Below are 21,150 nucleotides of genomic sequence, written 5' to 3'. Positions count from 1 at the left end.
TTTTAGGCTCGAGTCCATGGAGACCCTGTCCTGGCCTCTGAGCCGACCGCTTCTGGAGGCCGTGCTTGCAGATCGTCTCAGTGACCGATTGGTTGCTGAGTTGGTCTGGGAGCGGCTGGGATATCGCCAGCAGTCCGAAGGGGATGGTCCCTGGTTGGCCGGGCCTCAAACGCCGGAGTCCTGGCGCGATGCATTCCCCGAAGCTCCGGAGGTCGTGGCCACCAGGCCGGCGTCGGTGGCCTTGACTCGGTCGATTCCGCGGGAGCACAAGCAGCTGCTCAAGGAGCAGCTCCACTTCGCTGGCTATCGCATCGGTGAGCTGTACCCCCGTAGAACACGACGGGCGACAGTCGTGAGCTGGTTGCTCGCTTGGCTCGCCGATCAGGGAGGTGAGTTGCCTTCGGTCGGTCCTGTCCCTGAACTGTGCGATCCCCCGGCGAACCCGGTGCAGGGGCATCCCGGAGATGCCCCTGTTGGCTGAACCTGGCGTGAGTTGGCTCGTTTGAGACGGCTCAGCCTTGGATGATTACCTTCGTGCCTTTGCGGGTGTTCTCAAAAAGCCATCGAGCTTGAGCCGTGGGCATGCGCACGCAGCCGTTGCTGCGGGGCACGCCGAAGGACTGGCCCGCATCCTCCTGCCAGGGGGCACCGTGCATGCAGATCAGTTCGTTGGCGGTGATGCACATGGCGTAGGGAACGCCTGGCGCCACGTAATTGCGCCCGCGCATGGTGACGGAGCGGTATTTCGTGACCACTGAGGCGTGGCCAGTGGGCGTGGGTGTGGAGGCTTTCCCGGTACTCACAGGGATCACCCGCACGATGTTGTCCTGGGTGTCGAGGACGGTGAGCTTCTGGTCGGAGAGATCCACAACCAGGGTGGCGATGAGGTCCAACATGGTGATGTGACAGCGGCAGCACTGCACCATCGGTAGCTGTCTTGTTTGAGACTCATTAGTCTTCCTTGGAAAGAATTCCCTTTCGCCCGGCGTCTGCGGAGCTCGTCAGGGTGCCTCTGTACTGTCAAGACAGTGTTTGCATTGGTCTGACTTGGCGCGTCCCGTCGTCGCGATCATCGGGCGCCCCAACGTTGGCAAGTCCACGCTGGTGAACCGCCTCTGCCACAGCAGGGAGGCGATTGTGCACGATGAGCCAGGTGTCACTCGTGATCGCACTTATCAGGACGGTTACTGGAGCGACCGTGAATTCAAAGTTGTAGACACCGGCGGGCTGGTCTTCGATGACGACAGCGAGTTCCTGCCTGAGATCCGCGAGCAGGCTGCTCTTGCCCTGGAAGAGGCCAGTGTCGCACTGGTGATTGTGGATGGTCAGCAGGGCGTGACAGCCTCCGATGAAGCTATCGCCGAATTTCTGCGCGGTCAGCGTTGCCCCGCTCTGCTCGCCGTGAATAAATGCGAGTCGCCGGAGCAGGGACTGGCGATGGCCGCCGAGTTCTGGAGTCTTGGTCTCGGAGAGCCCTACCCCATCTCTGCGATTCACGGGGCTGGGACCGCCGAACTGCTGGATCAGGTGCTCACCTACCTGCCACCAAAGTCTCAGGAGGGTGACAGCGAAGAGCCAATTCAGCTCGCCATCATCGGTCGTCCGAATGTGGGCAAGTCGAGCTTGCTCAATGCCATCTGCGGTGAGCAACGGGCGATCGTCAGCCCGATCCGCGGGACGACCCGCGACACCATCGATACCAGTCTCGTGCGCGAGAACAGGCCTTGGCGTCTGGTTGACACGGCGGGCATTCGTCGCCGTCGCAGCGTCAGTTACGGCCCAGAATTCTTCGGGATTAACCGCAGTTTCAAAGCGATCGAGCGCAGTGATGTTTGCGTCCTTGTGATCGATGCTCTTGACGGTGTCACAGAGCAGGATCAACGGCTTGCCGGTCGCATCGAGGAAGACGGGCGTGCCTGTGTGGTGGTGGTGAATAAGTGGGATGCCGTGGAGAAGGACAGCCACACCATGCCGGCCATGGAGAAGGGGCTCAGAGCCAAGCTCTATTTCTTGGACTGGGCTCCCATGCTGTTCACTTCTGCGCTGACAGGTCAGCGGGTGGACAGCATCTTTGCGTTGGCTGCTCTGGCTGTGGAGCAGCACCGCCGAAGGGTCAGCACCTCTGTGGTGAATGAGGTGTTGAAAGAGGCCTTGAGCTGGCGGAGCCCTCCCACCACCCGAGGCGGGCGCCAGGGCCGCCTTTATTACGGCACCCAGGTCGCTAGCCGTCCCCCCAGCTTCACGTTGTTCGTGAACGATCCCAAATTGTTTGGTGATACTTATCGCCGCTACGTGGAACGACAAATCCGAGAGGGTCTGGGCTTTGATGGCACCCCGCTGAAGTTGTTCTGGCGGGGCAAGCAGCAGCGCGATGCCGAACGTGACCTCGCCCGTCAGCAGAACCGCCAGGGCTGAAGGGCATGGACTGGCTACGACAGATTCCGATTGGGCAATACGTGGATGGGCAGGAGGGATGGCTGCGCTGTCTTGATTCCAGGCTCAAATTTGCTTGGGTGCTGATGTTTTTGCTGACCCCTGTGCTCGCGGGGCCCATCTGGCGAGTCGGTCTTGTCATCGGGTTGCTTCTCGTGACTGGGTTAAGCGGTTTGCCCCCAAGGCTCTGGTGGCGTTCTCTGCTGTTTCTGTCTGCGCTCGGATGTGCAATCGGTCTGTTGGCCATGGTGCTGCCCACCGGAGACCCAGGGGCCTCATTGAGTTTGAGGTCGGCTCGTGAGGTGCCGGGACTCGTGCTGCAAGCGCCGTCCTGGGAACTGCTCCGCCTTGGTCCGCTTCAGCTGGGACCGCTTCAGCTCGGTCCATTGGTCGTAGACCGGCGTTCAGCTGAACTCGGCTTGAACAGCGCAACGCTGATTGTGACGGTGGTTCACAGCGTGAATCTGATGCTGCTCTCGACCCCGAGTGAGGATTTGATGTGGGCTCTGAGTTGGTGGTTGGCGCCACTGGCTCGGCTGGGGGTTCCGATGGACAGGCTCAGTTTTCAGCTTTTGCTTGCTCTGCGGTTTCTACCGCTGGTTCAGGAGGAATTGCAAAACTTGCTGCGCTCCCTCGCAAGTCGTGCCGTTAATCTCCGCCGCCTCGGTTTCAAGGCATCTTTTGGTCTCGTTCTTGCTGTTGGTGAACGGCTGTTAGCCAACATCTTGCTGAGAGCCGAACAGGGCGCGGAGGCGCTGCTTGCAAGGGGTGGGGTCTGGTTGCCAGCGGAGGCTTTTCGGCCTGTTCCAGTGCCCTCGGCCATAGGCCAGCATGCTCTTAATTGGTTTTCTGCTCTGATGTTGCTTCTGGTGATCGGTCTGCGTGGCAGGTACGGTGCCCTCTAACCAATGCACTTGAGTCCTGTGAGCGCTGAGGGTTATCTGAACCACCCCACGTTCGGGATGCTGTACAGGGTGGCCCCGGCCGGAGATGGCCGTGATGTCTATGCAACGCTTTATGCCCAGAGAATGTTTTTTCTGGTCACGTTGCAGCCGCGGGGTGCGCAGTTTGAGGTGATCCCTTATCTGGATGCCCGACATCATGCTGAATTGAATCTGGCAAGGCGTCGCCGGGAACGGGCCGCAGATCTTGAGAGTTGGAAGCAATTGTTCGATCAGACCTTCATCTGAATCGCTTGAGGGAGCCGCACTGGTGACGTCTATCCAGAGCCGCTGGCAACAGCTAACAACGGCGTTGCCAAGTGAGGTGAAGCTTCTCGCTGTGAGCAAGGGCCATCCCGCCGACGCGATTCGAGATCTTGTGGCATGCGGTCAGCTTGATTTCGGCGAAAGTCGAGTGCAGGAGGCTCTTCCGAAGCAAGACGCTTTGCGTGATCTTCCTCAGATTCGTTGGCACTTCATCGGTCGACTCCAGGCCAACAAAGTGCGAGCTGTGGTGAAAGCCTTCAGCTGGATCCACTCCATTGATTCGCTTGCCCTGGCCCAGCGCGCTTCGCGCATTGCTCTTGAAGAGCAACAGCTGCCCACTGCGCTTCTCCAGGTGAAGCTGAGGGACGATCCAGCCAAGGGAGGCTGGGAGATTGAGGCCTTGCAGGATGCCTGGCCTGAGCTTCAAACGCTGCAGGGCCTTCAGATCTCTGGCCTAATGACGATGGCGCCCATGGGCGTTGCGGCCGAAGACCGCAGTGAGCTGTTCAGGGAGTGCCGTGAGCTGGCTAATTCCCTTGGGCTTCAGCATTGCTCAATGGGAATGAGTGGAGATTGGCACGAGGCCGCGGCAGCAGGGGCGACCTGGGTGCGTCTTGGCTCTGTGCTGTTCGGTCCTCGCCAGTCCTCGGTTTGAGGCAACAATCGGTCCGTACACGCTTGCTCACAACTCAACGGAGCGCTATTCAGGGTCAAGGTTCTGCAGTATCCCGGTGTCGCTGATTTCTCGCCTTCGTGCTGTTGTCGCAGGAGATGACTATCTCGACGGCGATTACGATGATCTTGACTACGATGCTGGCGAGCAGGAGGACGTTCCTCAAACGATGACGTCTCCATCCAGTGCCCTAGCTCCTATCGACTCGTCCAACCCTTTCGAGATGGACCAGACATTCACTGGATCCAATGTGATCGGCATGCCTGGAATCAGTTCCACCGCTGCGGAGGTTTCAGTGATGGAGCCCAGGAGTTTTGACGAAATGCCAAGGGCAATTCAAGCTTTGCGCGAACGCAAGACCGTGATCCTGAACCTCACGATGATGGAGCCCGATCAGGCGCAGCGTGCTGTTGATTTTGTGGCAGGAGGCACATTCGCCATCGACGGTCATCAGGAGCGTGTCGGTGAAAGCATTTTCCTCTTTGCACCGAGCTGCGTCACCGTGACCAACACAAGCCACGAAGAAGCTTCAACTCCAACTGTTGTCAAAAATGATATGGAGTCAACTTCAGTTGAATCCACTGTCGCGCCTTCACCTGCCTGGTCTGCAACCGCTACAGCTCTTTGATCCTTTGCAGTGAGCTTCTCAGTCGGTGTGATCGGCCTGGGGCGTATGGCCCAGGCTTTGGTTCGTCCTTTAGTTGAAAGCGGTTCCCTTCGGGGTTCTGATTTGATCGCGGTGGTTGGTCAGGAGCCGTCAGTGGCTCGTCTGAAACCTGAACTGCCCTCTGAAATTACATTGATTTCAGCTAGCGATCCTCGTGTTCATGAGGCATGGGAGGCACCAGTTCAGCTCCTGGCGGTCAAGCCTCAGCAGCTTGATCGGGTTGCTGAATCTGCCAGCACTCCACCTGCAGGACATGCACCGCTTCTGATTTCCGTGTTGGCTGGAGTCACCTTGGAACGCTTGCAGAGCACCTTCCCCAGCAGGGTTTGCGTGCGCGCCGTTCCCAACACTCCTTGCCTGGTGGCTGAAGGATTGTGCGGGCTCGCATGGGGGCGTGACGTCTCACCAGAGCAGAAAGCATGGGTGCGCCGGATGTTCGAGCCTGTGAGTGAAGTGCTCGAATTGCCGGAATCGCAACTTGATGCCTTCCTCGCGCTCACCTCATCCGGACCGGCTTATGTGGCGTTGATGGCCGAGGCGATGGCTGATGGAGCCGTGGCTGCCGGTCTGCCCCGTGTTCTTGCCCATCATCTGGCCCATCGCACCCTGGCGGGCACGGCGGCCCTTCTGCAGGAGCAGGAACTCCATCCCGGTCAGCTCAAAGACATGGTTGCCTCGCCGGGGGGCACGACGATGGCGGCCCTTCGGCGTCTGGAGCAGGCCGGTGTGCGGTCCGCCCTGATCGAAGCGGTGGTTGCAGCAGCAGAGCATGGGCGCGCGCTTCGTTAAGCGGCCATTGGTTCATGCCGTATCACATCGGCGTAGAGGCGTTCAAGTGCATCAATATTTCGATTCATGGTGTATCGCTCGAGGACCCTCTCTCGAGCGCGGCGTCCCAACTCTCTGGTGAGCACGGGTTGATCCCGGAGTACGGGGAGCAATGTGCGTAGTTGTGTAGTCACCCCCTGGGTGCTCAGTACGATTCCTGCTCCGTGATCAAGCACTTCGCCGTCAGCACCGGCATCCGTGGCCACACAGGCGCAACCGCTTGCCATTGCCTCCAGAAGGGCCAGGGACAGGCCTTCCACGAGGGAGGGGAGCACGAACACCTCGGCTGATTGCAGCAGTGCCACCCGGTTTGCCAGATCTGATTCGTAGCCCCACCACAGCACGTCGTTGCCGCTGTATGCGTTCTGAAGGGTTGTGCGTAAAGGACCATCACCGACGATCACCAAACGGCATCCCTCCGGTTTCACAAGCCTCCAAGCTCGCAGCAAGGCTTCCACGTTCTTCTCCGTGGCCACCCGCCCCATGTAGAGGAACATTCGCTGGTCTCCGATGCGTGCCCGCACGGATCGGAGAGGGCTGCCGATCGTGGAGAGATTCGTATCGTCTGGACGCCAGCAGTCAGGGTCCACCCCATTGGGAATTACAGCGATGCGTTCCTCGCGGACGCCCAGACGGGCCAGCAGCTCAGCCTGAAGATCGGAAAACACGATGACCCGGTCGAAACGGGCCAGTGCTGGGGCGTAAAGCTGATAAGTGAGCTGTTGGGTCCCAGCGGTGAGATTGCGCAGTCCGGCATCAAACGGAGGGTGGAAGGTGGCCACCAGTGGTACTTCCAGTTGCTGACAGAGATCTGGAAGCCGGAAGTCGAGTGGTGACAGCGTGAGGCTGGCATGCACCAGGTCGGGCTGCAGGCGCTCCAAAGATTCCCTCAGCTCCCGTTGCGCCCCCGGCGATGGGATGGTGTAAACCTGCGATTTGACGAGATACGGCAGGCTCACATCCGGATCGTTGGCAAGCAGTGAGGTGTCGCTACCAGGTACGCCGGGATTGGCGAAATGGATGAAGCTGATTTGGTGACCACGTTCCCTTAGGGCGTTCGTAGTGCTGAGGCCATAAGTGACGTTCCCGCAGAACGGAGATTTTTTGCCAAGCCAGGCGATATGCCCCACCGCACCGTTCCAGCGCTGGTTCTGAAGTTAGCAGCGTTCCCACGGACGCTCGATCACAGCGGCGATGAAGGCCAAACCTGCAAGTACCCAAAGAACTGGGAGTAGTCCGATGCTGCTCACCAGGGCTCCTGCCAGAACCAGAGGGAGGCTGAGGGCAATGTTGATCAGGTTGTTTTGCAGCCCGAACACCCGTCCCCGCTGCGATTCAGGGGTGTCTTCCTGAATGGTGGTCTGCGCGGGAATGGCAACGAGGGCCGCACCGAGTCCGAGAAGACTGCAAAGTCCCAGGGTGTAGCCAAGGTTTCCACGAAGCTGGCCAAGAAGCACCAGGCTCCAGGTGATTGCTCCCAGCCCTGCGGCCGCAAGGCGTCGACGGCTGAAGCCGTGGCCGACCTGAGCAACCAAGACCGCTCCGATAGCCATCCCAAGACCGCTCATCGCCAATAGGGTCCCGAAACCTGTCGGGCCCAGCCCCTGGATTGCGGAGGCCAGGCTGATTGCGAGCACGTAAAGCGCTGCCAACAAGCTGTACAGAAGGACAAGATGAACCAAGGCGGCTCTGACGGAGGGCCGTTCGCGCAACACCTGCACACCCGCGACGATTTCCTTCCATACGGAATCAACAGCTTCGAACCGGGGTTGCTCATGCAGTCGGATCGTGCTGAGGCAGAGCGCAGCCATGCCGTAACAGAACGGCAGGAGCAGAAATTCGCCGCCACGCAGCCCCACCAACTGAAACAGACTGTTTAGGCCGCGAAGGATGGGGTCGCCAAGGGCGAATCCCACGATCGTGGCCCCCATGCTTGTGGCCTGATAAAGCGAGTTAGCTGCCAGGAGATGTTCCTTGGGCACAAGCAGGGGAATGGCTGCCTGTTCCGCTGGCGCGAAGAACTGAGTAAGCACGGATTCCAGGAAGGTCATCACCAGCAGGGCCCAGTAGCCCCAGCTGAGGCCAAGCCAGTGGGGGCCAGGAAGCAAAAAGAGCGGGGTGAAGAGCACGAGTAGAGCGCGCAGTCCGTTGGAGGCAACCATCACGCGCCGTTTTGGCCAGCGGTCCACCCACACACCTGCCACTGATCCCAGAACCATTGCTGGAATGGTGTTGGCTACATAAACGCCGGTGGCCAGGAGGGTAATGCGTTGGGCCCGTGTCTCGAAATCCATGCGGATGGCCGTGGCGATTTCCGCAAGGGCCCCATTCTCCTGAGGGGTGCTCGTCACCCAGTACTGGGCGATGAGGTACACCATCAGCACGATGTAGAACTTGTCGGCGAGCTGGGAGAAGATCTGGCCGATCCAGAGCTGACGGAATCCGTCCAAGCGCACCACGGTCTGCAGACCACGGGGACCTTTGGGATTTCCTCCGGTAGGAAGCGTCGGTTCCGGGTTGTTCAGGGAGGATCCGCTCAAGGGGCCTGATCAAGTCGGCTCATGTTCGCTCAAAGAGGCTGCGCTCACGCAGTCACGAACCATCGTCAGGGATCGCACCGGGTGGGGCAGGTGGACTCGGCACCAGCACTCCAGCACCGCAAGCAGCTTCAGCCAGACCGGTCGCGGCCCGAGGAGGTCGCCATTGCTGCGGCGGGGCAACTCTGCCCTTGGCAGACGTTGCAGGAGAGCTAGCTCCGATGGATTCAGCTGGATGGTTGCTCCAGCCAAGGCTCCGAGGGCCAGTCCTTCCTCCGGCAGGACGCTGCATCGCCACTCCCACTGACCAATCGGCGGTGTCAAGGTCGCCCCGCTGCGACAGCAGGCCTGAAGTGGCAGCCCATACCCCCCAAGCGCGAGCAGGTGAACTCCAGCCTGCACCACGTGTGCCAGGCAGTGATCAACCTTTTCACCGGGGGCTCGGCTGAGGTTGTCCAGTCGCTCGAGATGGATTAGCACCGCATCCAGGAGGCCGGGCACGGGATCATCTGAGCTCACCAGTGCGATCGCCAGCTCTGCGAGTGCCTGGGCAGCTGCAAGGGTGTCCAGGCGCTGCCCGAGGCCGCTGTAGCTGCGCTGCACCTGAAGCTGACGGACCCGGGCCAGGCCGCGGCGACCGACGACCTGAAGGTCCAGGCAGGTCAGTGGCACGGCAGCGGCCAGGCTGCTGCGGGGTCTTCTGGCGCCAGGAACAGCCAGTCGAATCACGCCGACGTCGTCGCTCAGCAGTGTGAGCAGCCGGTCGTGCTCACCAAGGGGGCCCACCTTGAGGGCCAACCCTTGCAATCGTCTGTCGCCGCTCATCCCGGATGCCGCAGAGCCTGAACCAGGGCAGGGCCATGGCCTGTTCCAAGGGCTGTGGCACCGGCCTCGACCAGATCGAGCGCATGCTCCAGGGTTTTGATGCCACCGGCTGCCTTGAGGCCGCAACGCCCCCCTGTCAGCTGACGCAACTGCTTCACCTGTTCTGCCGTGACCGCGCCGCCGAAACCATTGCCCGCCTGCAGTGCGGCCGCTCCAGCATCGAGGGCCGCTTCGGCTCCAAGCGCCAACTGCTCTCGGGTGAGCTGATTCACGTCCAGAACAACGGTCATGGGTAGATCGAGAGAGGCGATCGCGGCCAACTCTTCGGCGTAGACGTTGGGTTGTCCGTTCACCAGCGCTGCCAGGTTGGGGGTGACATCGAGGGCGTCGGCACCTTCCGCGGCAGCCCATTCAGCCTCGGCTTGCTTTAAGTCGGCCGGAAGGGCACCGAATGGGAAGGCCACAGTGGCAATCAGCCTCACCGGCCCGCTTCCACCCAGACGTTGGCGGATGGTCTGAAGGTGAATCAGGCTGGCTCCCACGCCACCGAAGCTGTATTGACGGGACGCGTCACAAAGGCTGAGCAGGTCCTCCTCACGCAGCAGGGGGTTGAGGAGAGCCTGATGAATCAGGGGGGGCAGGTCCGGAAGGTCCTGCCGGCGCGCTGGCGCGGTCATCACAAGGGACAGGCAAAGCAGTCAGTGGTTCGTTGTTCAGCCGCGCGCTTCGATCACGCCATAACCACCGTGGTTACGGTGGTAGATCACCTGCAGCTCGCCGCTATCGCTGTCGCGGAAAACATAAAAGTCGTGATCGATCAGATCAAGCTGCTGCCTGGCCTGTTCCAGGGTCATCGGTGGCATGGCGAAATATTTGCGGCGCACGCCTGGGCTGGGCAATTGCACCTCCTTCCCGTCGAGGAGTGACTCGACGACGGCTTCGTTGTCGAGCACAGCTTCCGTTGTGGGGGTTTCGCTGGCTTTGTGGCCGTGGCTGTGGTGATGGTCGCTGTGGCGATCTTTGTAACGTCTCAGCTGGCGAGCGAGTTTGCTGGCCACGAGGTCGATGCTGGCATAGAGGTTTTCACTCCGTTCCTGGGCTCGGATCACCGTTCCATTGGCGAACACGGTGACCTCCGCTGTTTGCTGCGGGACCCGTGGATTCCGGGCCACTGAGAGATGCACATCCGCCTCTTTCACGAGATCGCCGAAATTGTGAATCGCCCTGTCGAGCTTGGTTTCGGTGTAGTCGCGTAGAGCAGGTGTCACGTCCAGGTTGCGACCATGGATCAACAGCTTCATGGCATCCCTCCGGTGCCTTGTCCTATCGGCAACCTAGTGACGAAGCCCGGTTCCGGAACAGGGTCTGCGGCATTTCTTTTCCAGCCGGCTCACTTGGTACCGTTCGCGCAGGCCTGGGCCTGGCAGCGCCACTGGCAGGGTCGGCTGTTGGAAGAGGCTGATTTAGGGGGCGACCCGCCTGCAGAAGCGGTATGGCTGCTGCAGCATCCACCCTGTTACACCCTTGGGCGCGGCGCTTCGGAAGGTCATCTCCTCTTCGATCCGCAACAACCTCCAGCACCCCTCCATCGCATTGATCGCGGCGGGGAAGTGACCTATCACAGTCCAGGTCAGCTTGTGATCTATCCCGTGCTGGACCTTCATCGCCACTGCACGGATCTGCATTGGTACCTGCGTCAGCTGGAGCAGGTGGTGATTGATGTGATGGCTTCGCTGGGTCTCAGAGGTGAGCGACTCGCCGGTTTGACGGGGGTCTGGCTTGATCAGTGCAAAGTGGCGGCCATTGGCGTGGGGTGCAGGCGCTGGATTACTCAGCACGGGGTTGCCTTGAACGTGAGTTGCGCCATGGATGGGTTTGGGGCTGTTGTTCCCTGTGGCCTCACCGGGCGGGCCGTCGGCCGGCTCAGCGACTGGATTCCCGGGTTGAGCGTTTCGGACGTTCAACCGCTGGTTGGCGAGGCGATGGCCGCACGGTTTGGTCTGCGCTGGAAGGACACTCCGAGCACGGCGATTGCCGAAGGTCCAGGTTGGTGATAGGCCTGGGCGACTGCGATTCCGTCCTGTGACTGCCACCGCATACGCTTCCTGGCGTCCCACTCCACGCGAGCAGGCTTCCCTGGCTCGTCAGCACCACGTGGAGTCTTTGGGGCGTGTCGATCAGGTCTGGCCGTGGCTCGCCGACCACCACGGTGAGGTGCTCGCCGTGGATGCTCCCCATGCAACCCACCCCGAGCGCTTCAGCTACGCGGAGCTGGCCGACAGGATCAGCCTGGCAGCGGCTGCCTTCCGCAGGATCGGCGTCACGACGGGGGATGTGGTGAGCCTGTTTGCAGAGAACAGTCCCCGATGGCTGGTGGCTGATCAGGGGCTGATGCGAACGGGTGCCATCGATGCGGTAAGGGGAGCCGCAGCACCTGTTGAAGAGCTTCGCTACATCCTCAAGGATTCAGCTTCGGTTGCTTTGGTGGTGCAAAACGCCGAGCTGCTGCAACGGCTCGAATTGCCTGGGTCATGGCGAGAGCAACTGCGCTTTGTGTTGGTGCTGGAGGGAGAAGCTCCGGATGGTGCTTTCTCTTTTGATGCCTTCTTAGCCCGTGGCGAGTTGGCGTTGGCGCCGGACCCACTGCTCGCCAGGGAGCGCGCTTCCGCGACCAGCACTACCGCCACACTCCTTTACACAAGCGGCACCACCGGGCGCCCCAAGGGCGTGCCCCTCAGCCACGCCAACCTTCTCCATCAGATGCGCAGCCTGGCCTGTGTCGCTCGCCCCGAAGCAGGTGATCCGGTGTTGAGCGTTCTGCCGATTTGGCATGCCTACGAACGCAGCGCGGAGTACTACTTTTTTTCCTGCGCTTGCTCGCAGAGTTACACCACGATTAAGCAGCTCAAACGGGATCTACCCCGGGTTCGACCTGTGGTGATGGTCACGGTGCCTCGCCTCTGGGAGGCCGTTCAGGCCGGTTTCGATGATGTTCTGAAAACGTTTCCTCCCGCTCGCCAGCGGCTGTTGAAAGCAGCACTGGCCAACAGTGCTGCCTATGCCCTGGCACGTCGTCGCAGTCGCAATCTGATGCTGGACCCTGTTCGCAAACGGGATCGTGTCATCGCTGCTGCCGAGGCCTCCAGCCGCTGGCCGGCCCATGCGCTGGCCGCCCGTCTGATCTGGCCCCAGGTGCGACGTCAGCTCAGTGGTGGTTCCCTGCGCTTTCCGATCAACGGTGGCGGCGCCATCGCTCCCCACGTGGATTCCTTCTTTGAAGCGGTGGGTATTGAACTGCTCGTGGGGTATGGCCTGACGGAAACCAGCCCGGTGGTGAGTTGCCGGCGCCCTTGGCGCAATATTCGAGGCAGCTCGGGATTGCCCATGCCGGAAACCGAGTTTCGAATTCTCGATGCCGAAACTCGGTTGCCTCTCGGTTATCGCCAGCGGGGGGTCGTGCAGGTGCGGGGTCCCCAGGTGATGCGGGGCTATCTCGGCAAACCCGAAGCCACGGCCAAGGTGCTGGATGCTGAGGGTTGGTTTGACACTGGTGATCTGGGTCTGCTGCTCCCGGATGGGTCGGTGGTACTCACCGGCCGTGCCAAGGACACGATTGTCCTCAGCAGTGGCGAGAACATCGAGCCGGGCCCCCTGGAGGAAACCCTGGTGGCCAGTCCTCTGATCGAGCAGGTGATGCTGGTGGGACAGGACGAACGTCAGCTCGGGGCCCTTGTTGTGCCCCGTCTCGAGGCGATGCGGGCCTGGGCCAGTGATCAGATCGCTGATCCTGGTGAGGATCTGGGCGGGTCTCCAGGAGATCCGGGCTTGAGGCGACTGCTGCGCGGAGAGCTCAACCGTCTGCTGAGTGATCGGGTGGGGGCTCGGGGGGATGAGCGCCTCGTGGGTGTGGCTCTGGTGGAACCGTTCTCGATCGACAATGGGTTGTTAACGCAGACGCTGAAACAACGCCGCGATCGGATCACTGAGCGGGACTCGGAAGCGATTGAGGCGCTGTACGGGCGCTGAGTGCTGGCACGGGATCCTGGGTTGACCATTGGCCGTCGGGCTGAGACGCTTGGCGCTTCCTCTTGGCTCTCATGTCCGACGGCACCACCCTGTCGATCAAGCGCTCCATCACCGTCCGTGCTGTGGTGACTCCGGCCTGGAAGGAAGAAGCCGAGCGCGAATTGAGTACGGCGATCGCCACCACCGACCAGCAGCTGGCGCAATTGGAGCAGGAAGGCCAGCAGGTGGTTGACGATGTGCGCCGTCAGAGCGCCAACCCTCTTGATCCCCGGGTTCAGGAGCAGGTGGCTCAGGTGCAGCAGCAGGTGGCGGCCAAGCGGGCCGAGCTCGAGGAACAGAAGCGCAACCTGCTGCAGCAACAGGCTCAGGTGCGTGAGCTTGAAATGGAACAGATTGTGGAACAGGGTCAGCTGGAGAGCTTCTGCGATGTTCAGGTTGGTGACAACCTCGTCAGCAAGATGCAGGTGGCTGTTGTGGTGCGCGACGGGGTGATCGAGGCGATCGAGCAGGGTTGATCCAGTGAACGGGCCGCGGTCTGCCGGCCCGTAAAATCCCCTACTACTCAGTCCATCCGGAGACGGCTTTGGCAACCCACGACATTTTCATGCCTGCCCTCAGCTCCACCATGACGGAGGGCAAGATCGTGGAGTGGCTCAAGAAGCCTGGTGAAAAGGTTGCCCGGGGTGAGTCCGTTCTTGTCGTTGAGTCGGACAAGGCGGATATGGATGTGGAATCCTTCAACGAAGGGTTCCTGGCTGCAGTGCTGATGCCTGCTGGCAGTACGGCCCCGGTGGGTGAAACGATCGGACTGATTGTTGAGTCAGAAGCGGAGATCGCCGAGGCGCAGGCTAAAGCTCCCGCTGGTGCTCCAGCTGCTGCGTCAACCGGTGCCCCAACGGCCTCTGCTTCAGCATCTGTCCCTGCTCCAGCTGTTTCAGTTCCTTCCCCGCCGCCTGCTCCCACCACGCAGGCCCCGGCTGCCGTGCCAGCCCCTCCAGTCGCACCTGCGCCGACTAGCACCGGGCGTCTGATCGTCAGCCCTCGTGCCAAGAAACTCGCCGCCCAGATGGGTGTGGATCTCTCTTTGGTACGCGGCAGTGGTCCCAAAGGCCGCATTCAGGCTGAAGACGTTGAGCGGGCCGCTGGCCGGCCGGTGTCCGTTCCCCAAGTGGGTGAAGGAACGGCACCCGCCGCGTCTTCTGGCGGAGCCGTGCCCGCACCGCCCAGTGCTCCCGCCGGAAACAGCTTCGGACTGCCGGGTGAGACGGTGCCTTTCAACACCCTGCAGGCTGCGGTGAACCGCAATATGGAGGCCAGCTTGGCCGTGCCCAGCTTCCGGGTGGGCTACACCATCACCACCGACAAACTTGATGCTTTTTACAAGCAGGTGAAGCCCAAGGGGGTCACGATGACCGCCCTTCTGGCCAAGGCAGTCGCCGTCACGCTGGCGCGGCATCCCCAGGTGAATGCCGCCACGACTGCGGAAGGGATGGCCTATCCAGCCGATGTGAATGTGGCCGTGGCTGTGGCTATGGAAGATGGCGGTTTGATTACGCCGGTGCTGCGTCAGGCCGATCGCATCGACCTCTATGAACTCTCACGTCAGTGGGGTGATCTCGTGAAGCGCTCTCGCAGCAAGCAGCTGCAGCCCGAGGAATACAGCACGGGCACTTTCACTCTCTCCAACCTGGGGATGTTCGGTGTGGATCGCTTTGACGCGATTCTCCCTCCTGGAACCGGTGCGATCCTTGCTGTCGCCGCGTCTCGTCCAACGGTGGTGGCAGGGAAAGACGGTTCCATCGCTGTGAAACGGCAGATGCAGGTGAACCTCACGGCGGATCACCGGGTGATCTACGGCGCCGATGGCGCGGCCTTCCTCAAGGATCTGGCTGAGCTGATTGAAACCCGTCCGGAAAGCCTGGCCCTCTGATCCAGGCACAGGCGTTCCCTCAGCTTTTCTGTGGTCGGCGTGAAACCAAGACTTTTGCCACTCTTTGAGTGACTTCGATGGACCTGTGTCCGTTTCGATCTTCTCCCGTCTTCTCGGTCGTCCTCTGCCGCGCTCGAGTGGTGCAAGCGAACGCCTGCCCAGCATTCAGGCGTTACCGATCCTTTCATCAGACGCGTTGTCGTCGGTGGCTTATGCAACGGAGGCTGCACTCGGCATCCTGATCCTTGGCGGCAGTATGGCCCTGCGCCTGTCGGTGCCGATCACCATGGCGATCATCGCCTTGATCGCGATTGTGGTGCTGTCGTACCGCCAGGCCATTGCGGCCTATCCCAATGGTGGTGGCTCCTATGTGGTGGCGCGCGACAACCTTGGCCGCAATGTGGGATTGGTGGCCGCAGCAGCGCTGCTGATCGACTACACCCTCACAGCGGCCGTGAGTTTGATGGCCGGCACCCAGGCGCTGTCATCTCTCGATCCGAGTCTTCTGCCCTACGAAGTTCCGATTGCCCTGGTGCTGCTGGTGCTGGTGGGTTGGGCCAATCTGCGAGGTGTGAAGGAGGCTGGCCGCGTGTTTGCCGTACCCACCTACGCGTTTGTGGTGATGATCGCGCTGCTCAGCGTTGCAGGCCTGAAGGACCTCATGTTTCACCATGGCTGGACTCCTGATGCACCTCCTCTGACAGCAGGGATGGAGCCCATCGGTTTGTTTTTGATCCTGCGGGCCTTCAGTTCGGGATGTTCAGCGATGACCGGTATCGAAGCCATCGCCAACGGCGTGAAGGTGTTCCGGAAGCCAGCTGCCCAGAATGCGCGTCAGACGCTCCTGGTGATGGGCCTTCTGCTTTCCGCCATGTTTTTTGCGGTGAGTGGGATGGGTTTTATGTACGGGATTGCTCCCAATCCCGACATCACTGTTCTCGCCCAGATCGGCCAGCGAGTGTTTGGATCCGGCAGTGTCCTGTTCTGGGTGCTTCAGATCGCCACGCTCTTGATTCTTGTGCTGGCGGCCAACACGGCATTTGCAGGATTTCCCAGGCTGGCGGCCATGTTGGCGGAAGACCGGTGCCTGCCATTGCAGATGAGCTGGCAAGGCGACCGCCTGGTTTATCAGAACGGAATCGGTGTGCTGTTGGGCATCACCGCCGCGATCATCCTGGTGTGTCGCGGCGACACCACGGTTGCCGTGAATCTCTACGCCCTTGGGGTGTTCAGCGCATTCACGCTTTCGCAGCTGGGGCTTGTGCGGCGTTGGTGGCGGTTGCGCGGTGAGGGTTGGCAGGGACGCATGGCAATGAACGCCCTGGGTTCATTCACCACCTTTGTGGTGCTGTTGGTGATTGTGGTGAGCAAATTTGACGAGGGCGCCTGGACAGTGGTGATTGCCATCCCCTTGCTGGTGTGGGGGCTGGCCGGGATCCGACACCGTTATCGGGAGGTTTATGAGGCCATCGCACCGGATGAGGCCATGGGTCCGCTCCAGTTGCCCCCTAGGGATCCTCCCCTCGGCCACCATGCCATCGTCTGGATGGCTGCTCTGAGCCGCCCATCGTTTGAAGCCGTGCGCTACGCCTGCTCCTTTGCTGATTCCGTTACGGCTGTGATCGTGTTGGCGAACCCCGAACAGGCCGGTCCGATCAGTTCGGCCTGGGATCGCTACGCCGGTCTGGAGACCGGAGCCCTGGACCTGGTTCTCCTGGAGAGTCCGTTCAGTTCGACGATCGGTCCATTCTGCGACTTCGTGATGGAAACAGAGCGATTGCGATCGGATTGCATCACCACAGTGGTGATGCCGTTGGCCATCCCGCGCGATCGACTGGATGCCATGTTGCTGAACCAGCGGGCACTCAGCCTCCTTGCTGCACTCGCCAATGATCACAGTCGAGTGTTTTCGATCGTTCGCTATTTCATCCCGACGGAGCCGCCCGGGGCGTCGCCCCACCCCTCAGGCACGATGGAGTGATCATCGAATCAGAGTGTGGCTGATCCCAGGGATCTTCTGCTGAGCGCCTACGACTACCAGCTGCCTGCGGAGTGCATCGCTCAGAGGCCGGTTGAGCCGCGGCACGCCGCGAGATTGCTCATGGTTCCTGCCTTGGAGGAGTCTTCTTCGCAGGTTCGGCATGCAACGGTCTGGGACTGGCAGAGCGAACTGCAGCCCGGTGATCTGTTGGTGGTGAATGACACTCGGGTTCTTCAGGCCCGCTTGCGAGTGAGGCGCTCGGGAGGTGGACTTGGTGAACTGCTGGTTTTGGAACCGAGGGGAGAAGGACGTTGGTTGTGCCTGGCACGTCCTGCTAAGAAGTTGCGACCAGGAGATCAGGTTTGGCTAGAAGCCCTGGAACAGGATTCGCTGCCCCTTCAAGTTCTGGCGAGCGACAGTGCTAGTGGCGGACGCATCGTCCAGTTCCCTCCGACCTACAACGATGCCATCGCGATCGAAGCCTTGCTGCAGCGATATGGCGAGGTGCCCCTTCCTCCCTACATCACTCGTCATGACGACTCTGATCAGGAGCGCTATCAAACGCGTTATGCATCACGACCTGGAGCGGTTGCTGCACCAACGGCAGGTCTGCATCTCAGTGATGATCTGCTTCAGGCGATCCGTGCCCGTGGAGTGACGATCGCTTCAGTGACGCTCCACGTGGGGCTGGGCACCTTCCGTCCAGTGGAAACCGAAGATCTGCGAGACCTCAGCCTTCACAGCGAGTGGGTGGAGGTCTCGTCTGAGCTTGTGGCCGCCGTGGAGGCATGCCACAGGCGGGGGGGGCGGGTCATCGCCGTTGGCACCACGAGTGTTCGCGCACTGGAGGGGGCAGCACAAGCAGGAGGAGGCAAACTCCAGCCTCTGAAGGGACCTGTTGATCTGGTGATTCAGCCTGGTTATCGCTTTTCAGTGGTGCAGGGACTGCTAACGAACTTCCATTTGCCAAAGAGTTCACTTTTGCTGCTTGTCAGCGCTCTGATCGGACGGGAGAGGTTGTTGAGCCTGTATGCACAAGCTGTGGAGAATCATTATCGGTTTTATTCGTATGGCGATGCGATGTGGATTGCCCCCAAGGCGTGGTTGCAAGAATCTCGGCCTCTGATTGGGAAGATTTAACTCCCGAGCAAAGACTTGACCTGCTCTAGGGCTGTTTTTGGCTCATGATTTGATCGCCATTGGAGGATTTGGTAAGAGCGGTTGGACTTAAAGACTTACTATCTTGGCCCGGCATTATGAAGCGCTCTCGTTGAGCAAAGAGAGGATTTTTGTGGTGCGAAGGTGGGCGATGGGGGTTTTAAGCGCTATTTAAACGATTTTTAATCGCCTCTTCTTCTCCTCTGCTCTTCTCAAATACATACTGAAGCGGTTTGGAATGTTTCCTCTCTCATGGCACGGTTCTTTGTTTCCAACGAGGCTGAGCTTCAAGACGCTTTTGAAGCGGCCAACGCTGGTGGCTTCGATCGGAACAGGATTATCTTCGCGGCAGACAGCGAAATTGAATTGACCAGTGGCCTTGAGTACACCGGAACTGGTGATCTCGTTCTTGTGGGCAATGGCTCCGAGATCGTGGCCAGCGATACTTTCCAGACTTATGAGGGCGTCAGTGCAGCCGTTGATGGAAAGGGCGTTGCTCTGATCACATCTCGTAGTTCCGGAAATGTCAAGATCAAAGATCTTGAGCTCAACGGTAATGAAGGTCGCTCCCAGCATGGATTTGAGCTGGACGTTCCTGGCGATGCCGATGGAGTTATCTCGGCTACGTTCAAAGGTGTTGAGGTTGAGGGTTTCTGGGACCACGGCGTTCATATTGATGATCAGGCAGGTGCTACTGGCCAAGGCGGCGATACAGCGGGCGGTAAAGATGACTTGGCCGGCGCTAATTCCGATGCAAGCCTGCTCGTTAAAATCTTCGGTTCGGAGATTGCAGAGAACGGTATCTGGGAGGACAGCGTTAGCGACAGTGACGGCTTCCGCGTTGATGAAGGTCGTTTTGGTGACGCAACTGTTCTCATTAAAAACAGTGCGTTCGTTCTGAACGGCGCTGATGGTTTTGAGCTTGATGAAACTGGTAAAGGCTTTGCTGCTGCAGACGTTTTCAGATCGGCTTTTAACGACAACGGTCCCTTTGACCTGAATGACACTGACGACGGCCTAGATATCGATGAGGCTGGTGCCGGAAGGCTGGAGATCAGAGTTCGTCAAAGTGAAATCAACGGTAACTTTGATGAAGGTCTTGACCTTGATGAGGCAGGTAGAGGCAGTATTTTTATTGAGGTTCAAGATACATTCGCCAACAACAACGGTAATGCCAAACTCAATGGATTAGCAACTGATCCTGGTGGTACAGGTGTCAAGCTGAGTGAGGAAGATCAGGGGAATATTTTTGCTGAATTCATTAATTCTCAAGCCAATGGTAACGATGATTATGGATTCCGCCTTGAGCAATTTGGCGGTGGTGAGATTGATGCACTGTTTGAAGCCGTTTGGGCTCTTGACAACCGCAATGACATCCCCGATGAAGGTGGTAGAAACGGCATCCGACTGGAAAGTTTCGCATCCGATGATGGTGCGGAGCTAGAAATTCTGAATCCTGTTTTTGCCGAATTCAATACCGTCGTTGCCACTGGCAACGGCCGTGAAGGTCTGCGTGTCGATGCGGATGTTTTCACCGCCGAGTTCGACGGTGAGAACCTCTTCGATTTTGTGAACTTCAGCAACACGGTTGTATTTGGCTGATTGATGCTCTGATTTTTTCAGGCTAAGTGAATTAAAGCCCTCGGTGAATTCCGGGGGTTTTTTGTTGCTAATGACAATCGCCGTCAGTTCATCTTTGGTGGATACATTTCGATTGGCCTGCAGCACTGCTGTAGAAACAATCAATGAAAAAGCCCCGGATTCATTCGGGGCTTTTTTTGATGTTTTAAGGGCAGTCTTGAGTATCAATCAGGCAGGGACAGGTTGCTCGATGATTCCAGCGGGGACTTCAGCGAACATCACTGAAGACAGGTAACGCTCGGCTAGATCAGGCAGCACCACCACGATAGTTTTGCCGGCGTAGTCGTCTTGCTGAGCCAGACGAATGGCGGCGGCCGCCGCCGCGCCGCAGGAGATGCCGACAAGCAAGCCTTCTTCCTTGGCCAAGCGCAGAGCCATGGCGATCGATTCCTCGTTCGTGACCTGCTCCACCTTGTCGACGATGGAGAGATCGAGGTTTTTGGGGATGAAACCAGCGCCAATGCCCTGGATCTTGTGGGGACCTGGCTTCACTTCCTCACCGTTGAGGGTCTGGGTGATCACAGGGCTGTGACTGGGTTCCACAGCCACAGATTCGATGGCTTTGCCAGCCTCATTCTTGATGTAACGGGACACGCCGGTGATCGTGCCGCCGGTGCCGACCCCCGACACCAGTACATCAATGGCTCCGTCGCAGTCGTTCCAGATTTCAGGGCCAGTGGTTTTGAAATGGATATCCGGGTTAGCCGGATTATCGAACTGACCAGGCATGAAGTACTTGGCTGGATCGCTGTCAGCGATTTCCTTGGCCTTGGCGATGGCCCCGGGCATACCTTTGGCGGCTTCGGTGAGAACAATCTCAGCTCCGAGAACGGCCATCACACGCCGACGCTCGATCGACATCGACTCCGGCATGGTGAGTACGAGCTTGTAACCGCGGGCCGCTGCGGTGAACGCTAAGGCGATTCCGGTATTCCCTGAGGTGGGCTCAACAATTACCTTGCCATCTGTTAGCTCCCCACGCTTTTCAGCGTCCCAGATCATGTTGGCGCCAATGCGGCACTTCACGCTGTAGGCGGGGTTGCGCCCTTCTACCTTGGCGAGCACGGTGGCTTTGCAGCCTTTGGTCACGTGATTCAGACGCACCAGGGGTGTGTTGCCGATGGCCTGGCTGTTGTCGGCGTAAACGCGGGACATGGTGGAAACGCAAAAAGCCCTAGTTGACCAACTTAGGAATGGCTAAGAAGGGATGCTCCGTCGCTTAATGACTTATTCAGACTTTGAA

At 59.7% G+C, this 21,150-nt stretch carries 21 protein-coding genes; 14 read left to right on the top strand and 7 right to left on the bottom strand.

All coding sequences use genetic code 11. From position 1 onward, the window contains the following. Window positions 1-16 precede the first annotated feature (16 nt). Entirely contained in the window at window positions 17-481 is a 465-nt protein-coding gene (locus WH7805_RS05765; protein ID WP_006042076.1) for a DUF1823 family protein, read from the top strand. Window positions 482-512: 31 nt separating this feature from the next. On the opposite strand, the gene WH7805_RS05760 is transcribed toward WH7805_RS05765, so the two are convergent. Continuing rightward, the gene (locus tag WH7805_RS05760; RefSeq protein WP_038005116.1) at window positions 513-896 is read right to left on the bottom strand and encodes a L,D-transpeptidase; all 384 of its coding nucleotides are present in this window, start codon (window positions 894-896) and stop codon (window positions 513-515) included. Between the two features lie 151 nt (window positions 897-1,047). Here WH7805_RS05760 and der point away from each other — a divergent pair, with 151 nt between their 5' ends. From der to proC, 6 genes are all read left to right on the top strand, one after another. After that, window positions 1,048-2,415, top strand: a complete 1,368-nt coding sequence (gene der / locus WH7805_RS05755) for a ribosome biogenesis GTPase Der (protein ID WP_006042074.1) — start codon at window positions 1,048-1,050, stop codon at window positions 2,413-2,415. A gap of 5 nt (window positions 2,416-2,420) precedes the next feature. Continuing rightward, on the top strand, window positions 2,421-3,338 hold the full coding sequence (locus WH7805_RS05750; RefSeq protein ID WP_006042073.1) for an energy-coupling factor transporter transmembrane protein EcfT: 918 nt from the start codon (window positions 2,421-2,423) through the stop codon (window positions 3,336-3,338). An 18-nt stretch (window positions 3,339-3,356) separates the two neighbouring features. Then, window positions 3,357-3,623: a PipX family protein gene (locus WH7805_RS05745; RefSeq protein ID WP_038005114.1), complete on the top strand. Its 267-nt coding sequence runs from the start codon at window positions 3,357-3,359 to the stop codon at window positions 3,621-3,623. Between the two features lie 22 nt (window positions 3,624-3,645). Beyond that, entirely contained in the window at window positions 3,646-4,296 is a 651-nt protein-coding gene (locus WH7805_RS05740; protein WP_006042071.1) for a YggS family pyridoxal phosphate-dependent enzyme, read from the top strand. Window positions 4,297-4,372: 76 nt separating this feature from the next. Continuing rightward, window positions 4,373-4,942 (top strand): cell division protein SepF, encoded by a 570-nt coding sequence (locus tag WH7805_RS05735; RefSeq protein WP_006042070.1) that lies wholly within the window; start codon window positions 4,373-4,375, stop codon window positions 4,940-4,942. 9 nt (window positions 4,943-4,951) lie between these two features. Next, window positions 4,952-5,770, top strand: coding sequence for a pyrroline-5-carboxylate reductase (gene proC, locus WH7805_RS05730; protein ID WP_038004472.1), 819 nt, complete (start codon window positions 4,952-4,954; stop codon window positions 5,768-5,770). On the opposite strand, the gene WH7805_RS05725 is transcribed toward proC, so the two are convergent. The 5 genes from WH7805_RS05725 to hpf are packed head-to-tail and all read right to left on the bottom strand — an operon-like array spanning window position 5,767 to window position 10,472. Beyond that, entirely contained in the window at window positions 5,767-6,939 is a 1,173-nt protein-coding gene (locus tag WH7805_RS05725) for a glycosyltransferase family 4 protein (RefSeq protein WP_006042068.1), read from the bottom strand. The two genes, proC and WH7805_RS05725, sit on opposite strands and share 4 nt — an antisense overlap. Window positions 6,940-6,966: 27 nt before the next feature. Next, window positions 6,967-8,349: an MFS transporter gene (locus WH7805_RS05720; RefSeq protein WP_006042067.1), complete on the bottom strand. Its 1,383-nt coding sequence runs from the start codon at window positions 8,347-8,349 to the stop codon at window positions 6,967-6,969. A gap of 9 nt (window positions 8,350-8,358) precedes the next feature. Continuing rightward, window positions 8,359-9,171: a DNA repair protein RecO gene (locus tag WH7805_RS05715; protein WP_006042066.1), complete on the bottom strand. Its 813-nt coding sequence runs from the start codon at window positions 9,169-9,171 to the stop codon at window positions 8,359-8,361. Beyond that, window positions 9,168-9,848 (bottom strand): deoxyribose-phosphate aldolase, encoded by a 681-nt coding sequence (locus tag WH7805_RS05710; protein ID WP_006042065.1) that lies wholly within the window; start codon window positions 9,846-9,848, stop codon window positions 9,168-9,170. The genes WH7805_RS05715 and WH7805_RS05710 overlap by 4 nt, the downstream gene beginning before the upstream one ends. A gap of 36 nt (window positions 9,849-9,884) precedes the next feature. Next, complete coding sequence (hpf, locus tag WH7805_RS05705) at window positions 9,885-10,472, bottom strand: ribosome hibernation-promoting factor, HPF/YfiA family (protein WP_006042064.1); 588 nt, start codon at window positions 10,470-10,472, stop codon at window positions 9,885-9,887. 12 nt (window positions 10,473-10,484) lie between these two features. Here hpf and lipB point away from each other — a divergent pair, with 12 nt between their 5' ends. From lipB to WH7805_RS05670, 7 genes are all read left to right on the top strand, one after another. Beyond that, the gene (lipB, locus tag WH7805_RS05700; RefSeq protein ID WP_050752015.1) at window positions 10,485-11,225 is read left to right on the top strand and encodes a lipoyl(octanoyl) transferase LipB; all 741 of its coding nucleotides are present in this window, start codon (window positions 10,485-10,487) and stop codon (window positions 11,223-11,225) included. A 28-nt stretch (window positions 11,226-11,253) separates the two neighbouring features. Continuing rightward, window positions 11,254-13,197, top strand: coding sequence for an AMP-binding protein (locus WH7805_RS05695; RefSeq protein ID WP_006042062.1), 1,944 nt, complete (start codon window positions 11,254-11,256; stop codon window positions 13,195-13,197). Between the two features lie 71 nt (window positions 13,198-13,268). After that, a complete protein-coding gene (locus WH7805_RS05690; protein ID WP_006042060.1) occupies window positions 13,269-13,712 on the top strand; it encodes a YlqD family protein in 444 nt (147 codons plus the stop codon). 89 nt (window positions 13,713-13,801) lie between these two features. After that, window positions 13,802-15,127: a dihydrolipoamide acetyltransferase family protein gene (locus WH7805_RS05685; protein WP_006042059.1), complete on the top strand. Its 1,326-nt coding sequence runs from the start codon at window positions 13,802-13,804 to the stop codon at window positions 15,125-15,127. Window positions 15,128-15,212: 85 nt separating this feature from the next. Next, a complete protein-coding gene (locus tag WH7805_RS05680) occupies window positions 15,213-17,108 on the top strand; it encodes an APC family permease (RefSeq protein ID WP_038005112.1) in 1,896 nt (631 codons plus the stop codon). Window positions 17,109-17,123: 15 nt separating this feature from the next. After that, window positions 17,124-18,248: a tRNA preQ1(34) S-adenosylmethionine ribosyltransferase-isomerase QueA gene (gene queA, locus WH7805_RS05675; protein ID WP_006042057.1), complete on the top strand. Its 1,125-nt coding sequence runs from the start codon at window positions 17,124-17,126 to the stop codon at window positions 18,246-18,248. A gap of 270 nt (window positions 18,249-18,518) precedes the next feature. Further along, entirely contained in the window at window positions 18,519-19,868 is a 1,350-nt protein-coding gene (locus WH7805_RS05670; RefSeq protein WP_006042056.1) for a hypothetical protein, read from the top strand. Window positions 19,869-20,075: 207 nt separating this feature from the next. Here WH7805_RS05670 and cysK read toward each other — a convergent pair whose 3' ends face one another. Next, window positions 20,076-21,062 (bottom strand): cysteine synthase A, encoded by a 987-nt coding sequence (gene cysK / locus WH7805_RS05665; RefSeq protein ID WP_006042055.1) that lies wholly within the window; start codon window positions 21,060-21,062, stop codon window positions 20,076-20,078. Window positions 21,063-21,150 lie beyond the last annotated feature (88 nt).

The organism is Synechococcus sp. WH 7805, from assembly GCF_000153285.1.
Classification (GTDB): domain Bacteria; phylum Cyanobacteriota; class Cyanobacteriia; order PCC-6307; family Cyanobiaceae; genus Synechococcus_C.
Note: the sequence above shows the minus strand (reverse complement) of the source record. Positions and strands in the feature narration are given on the sequence as shown.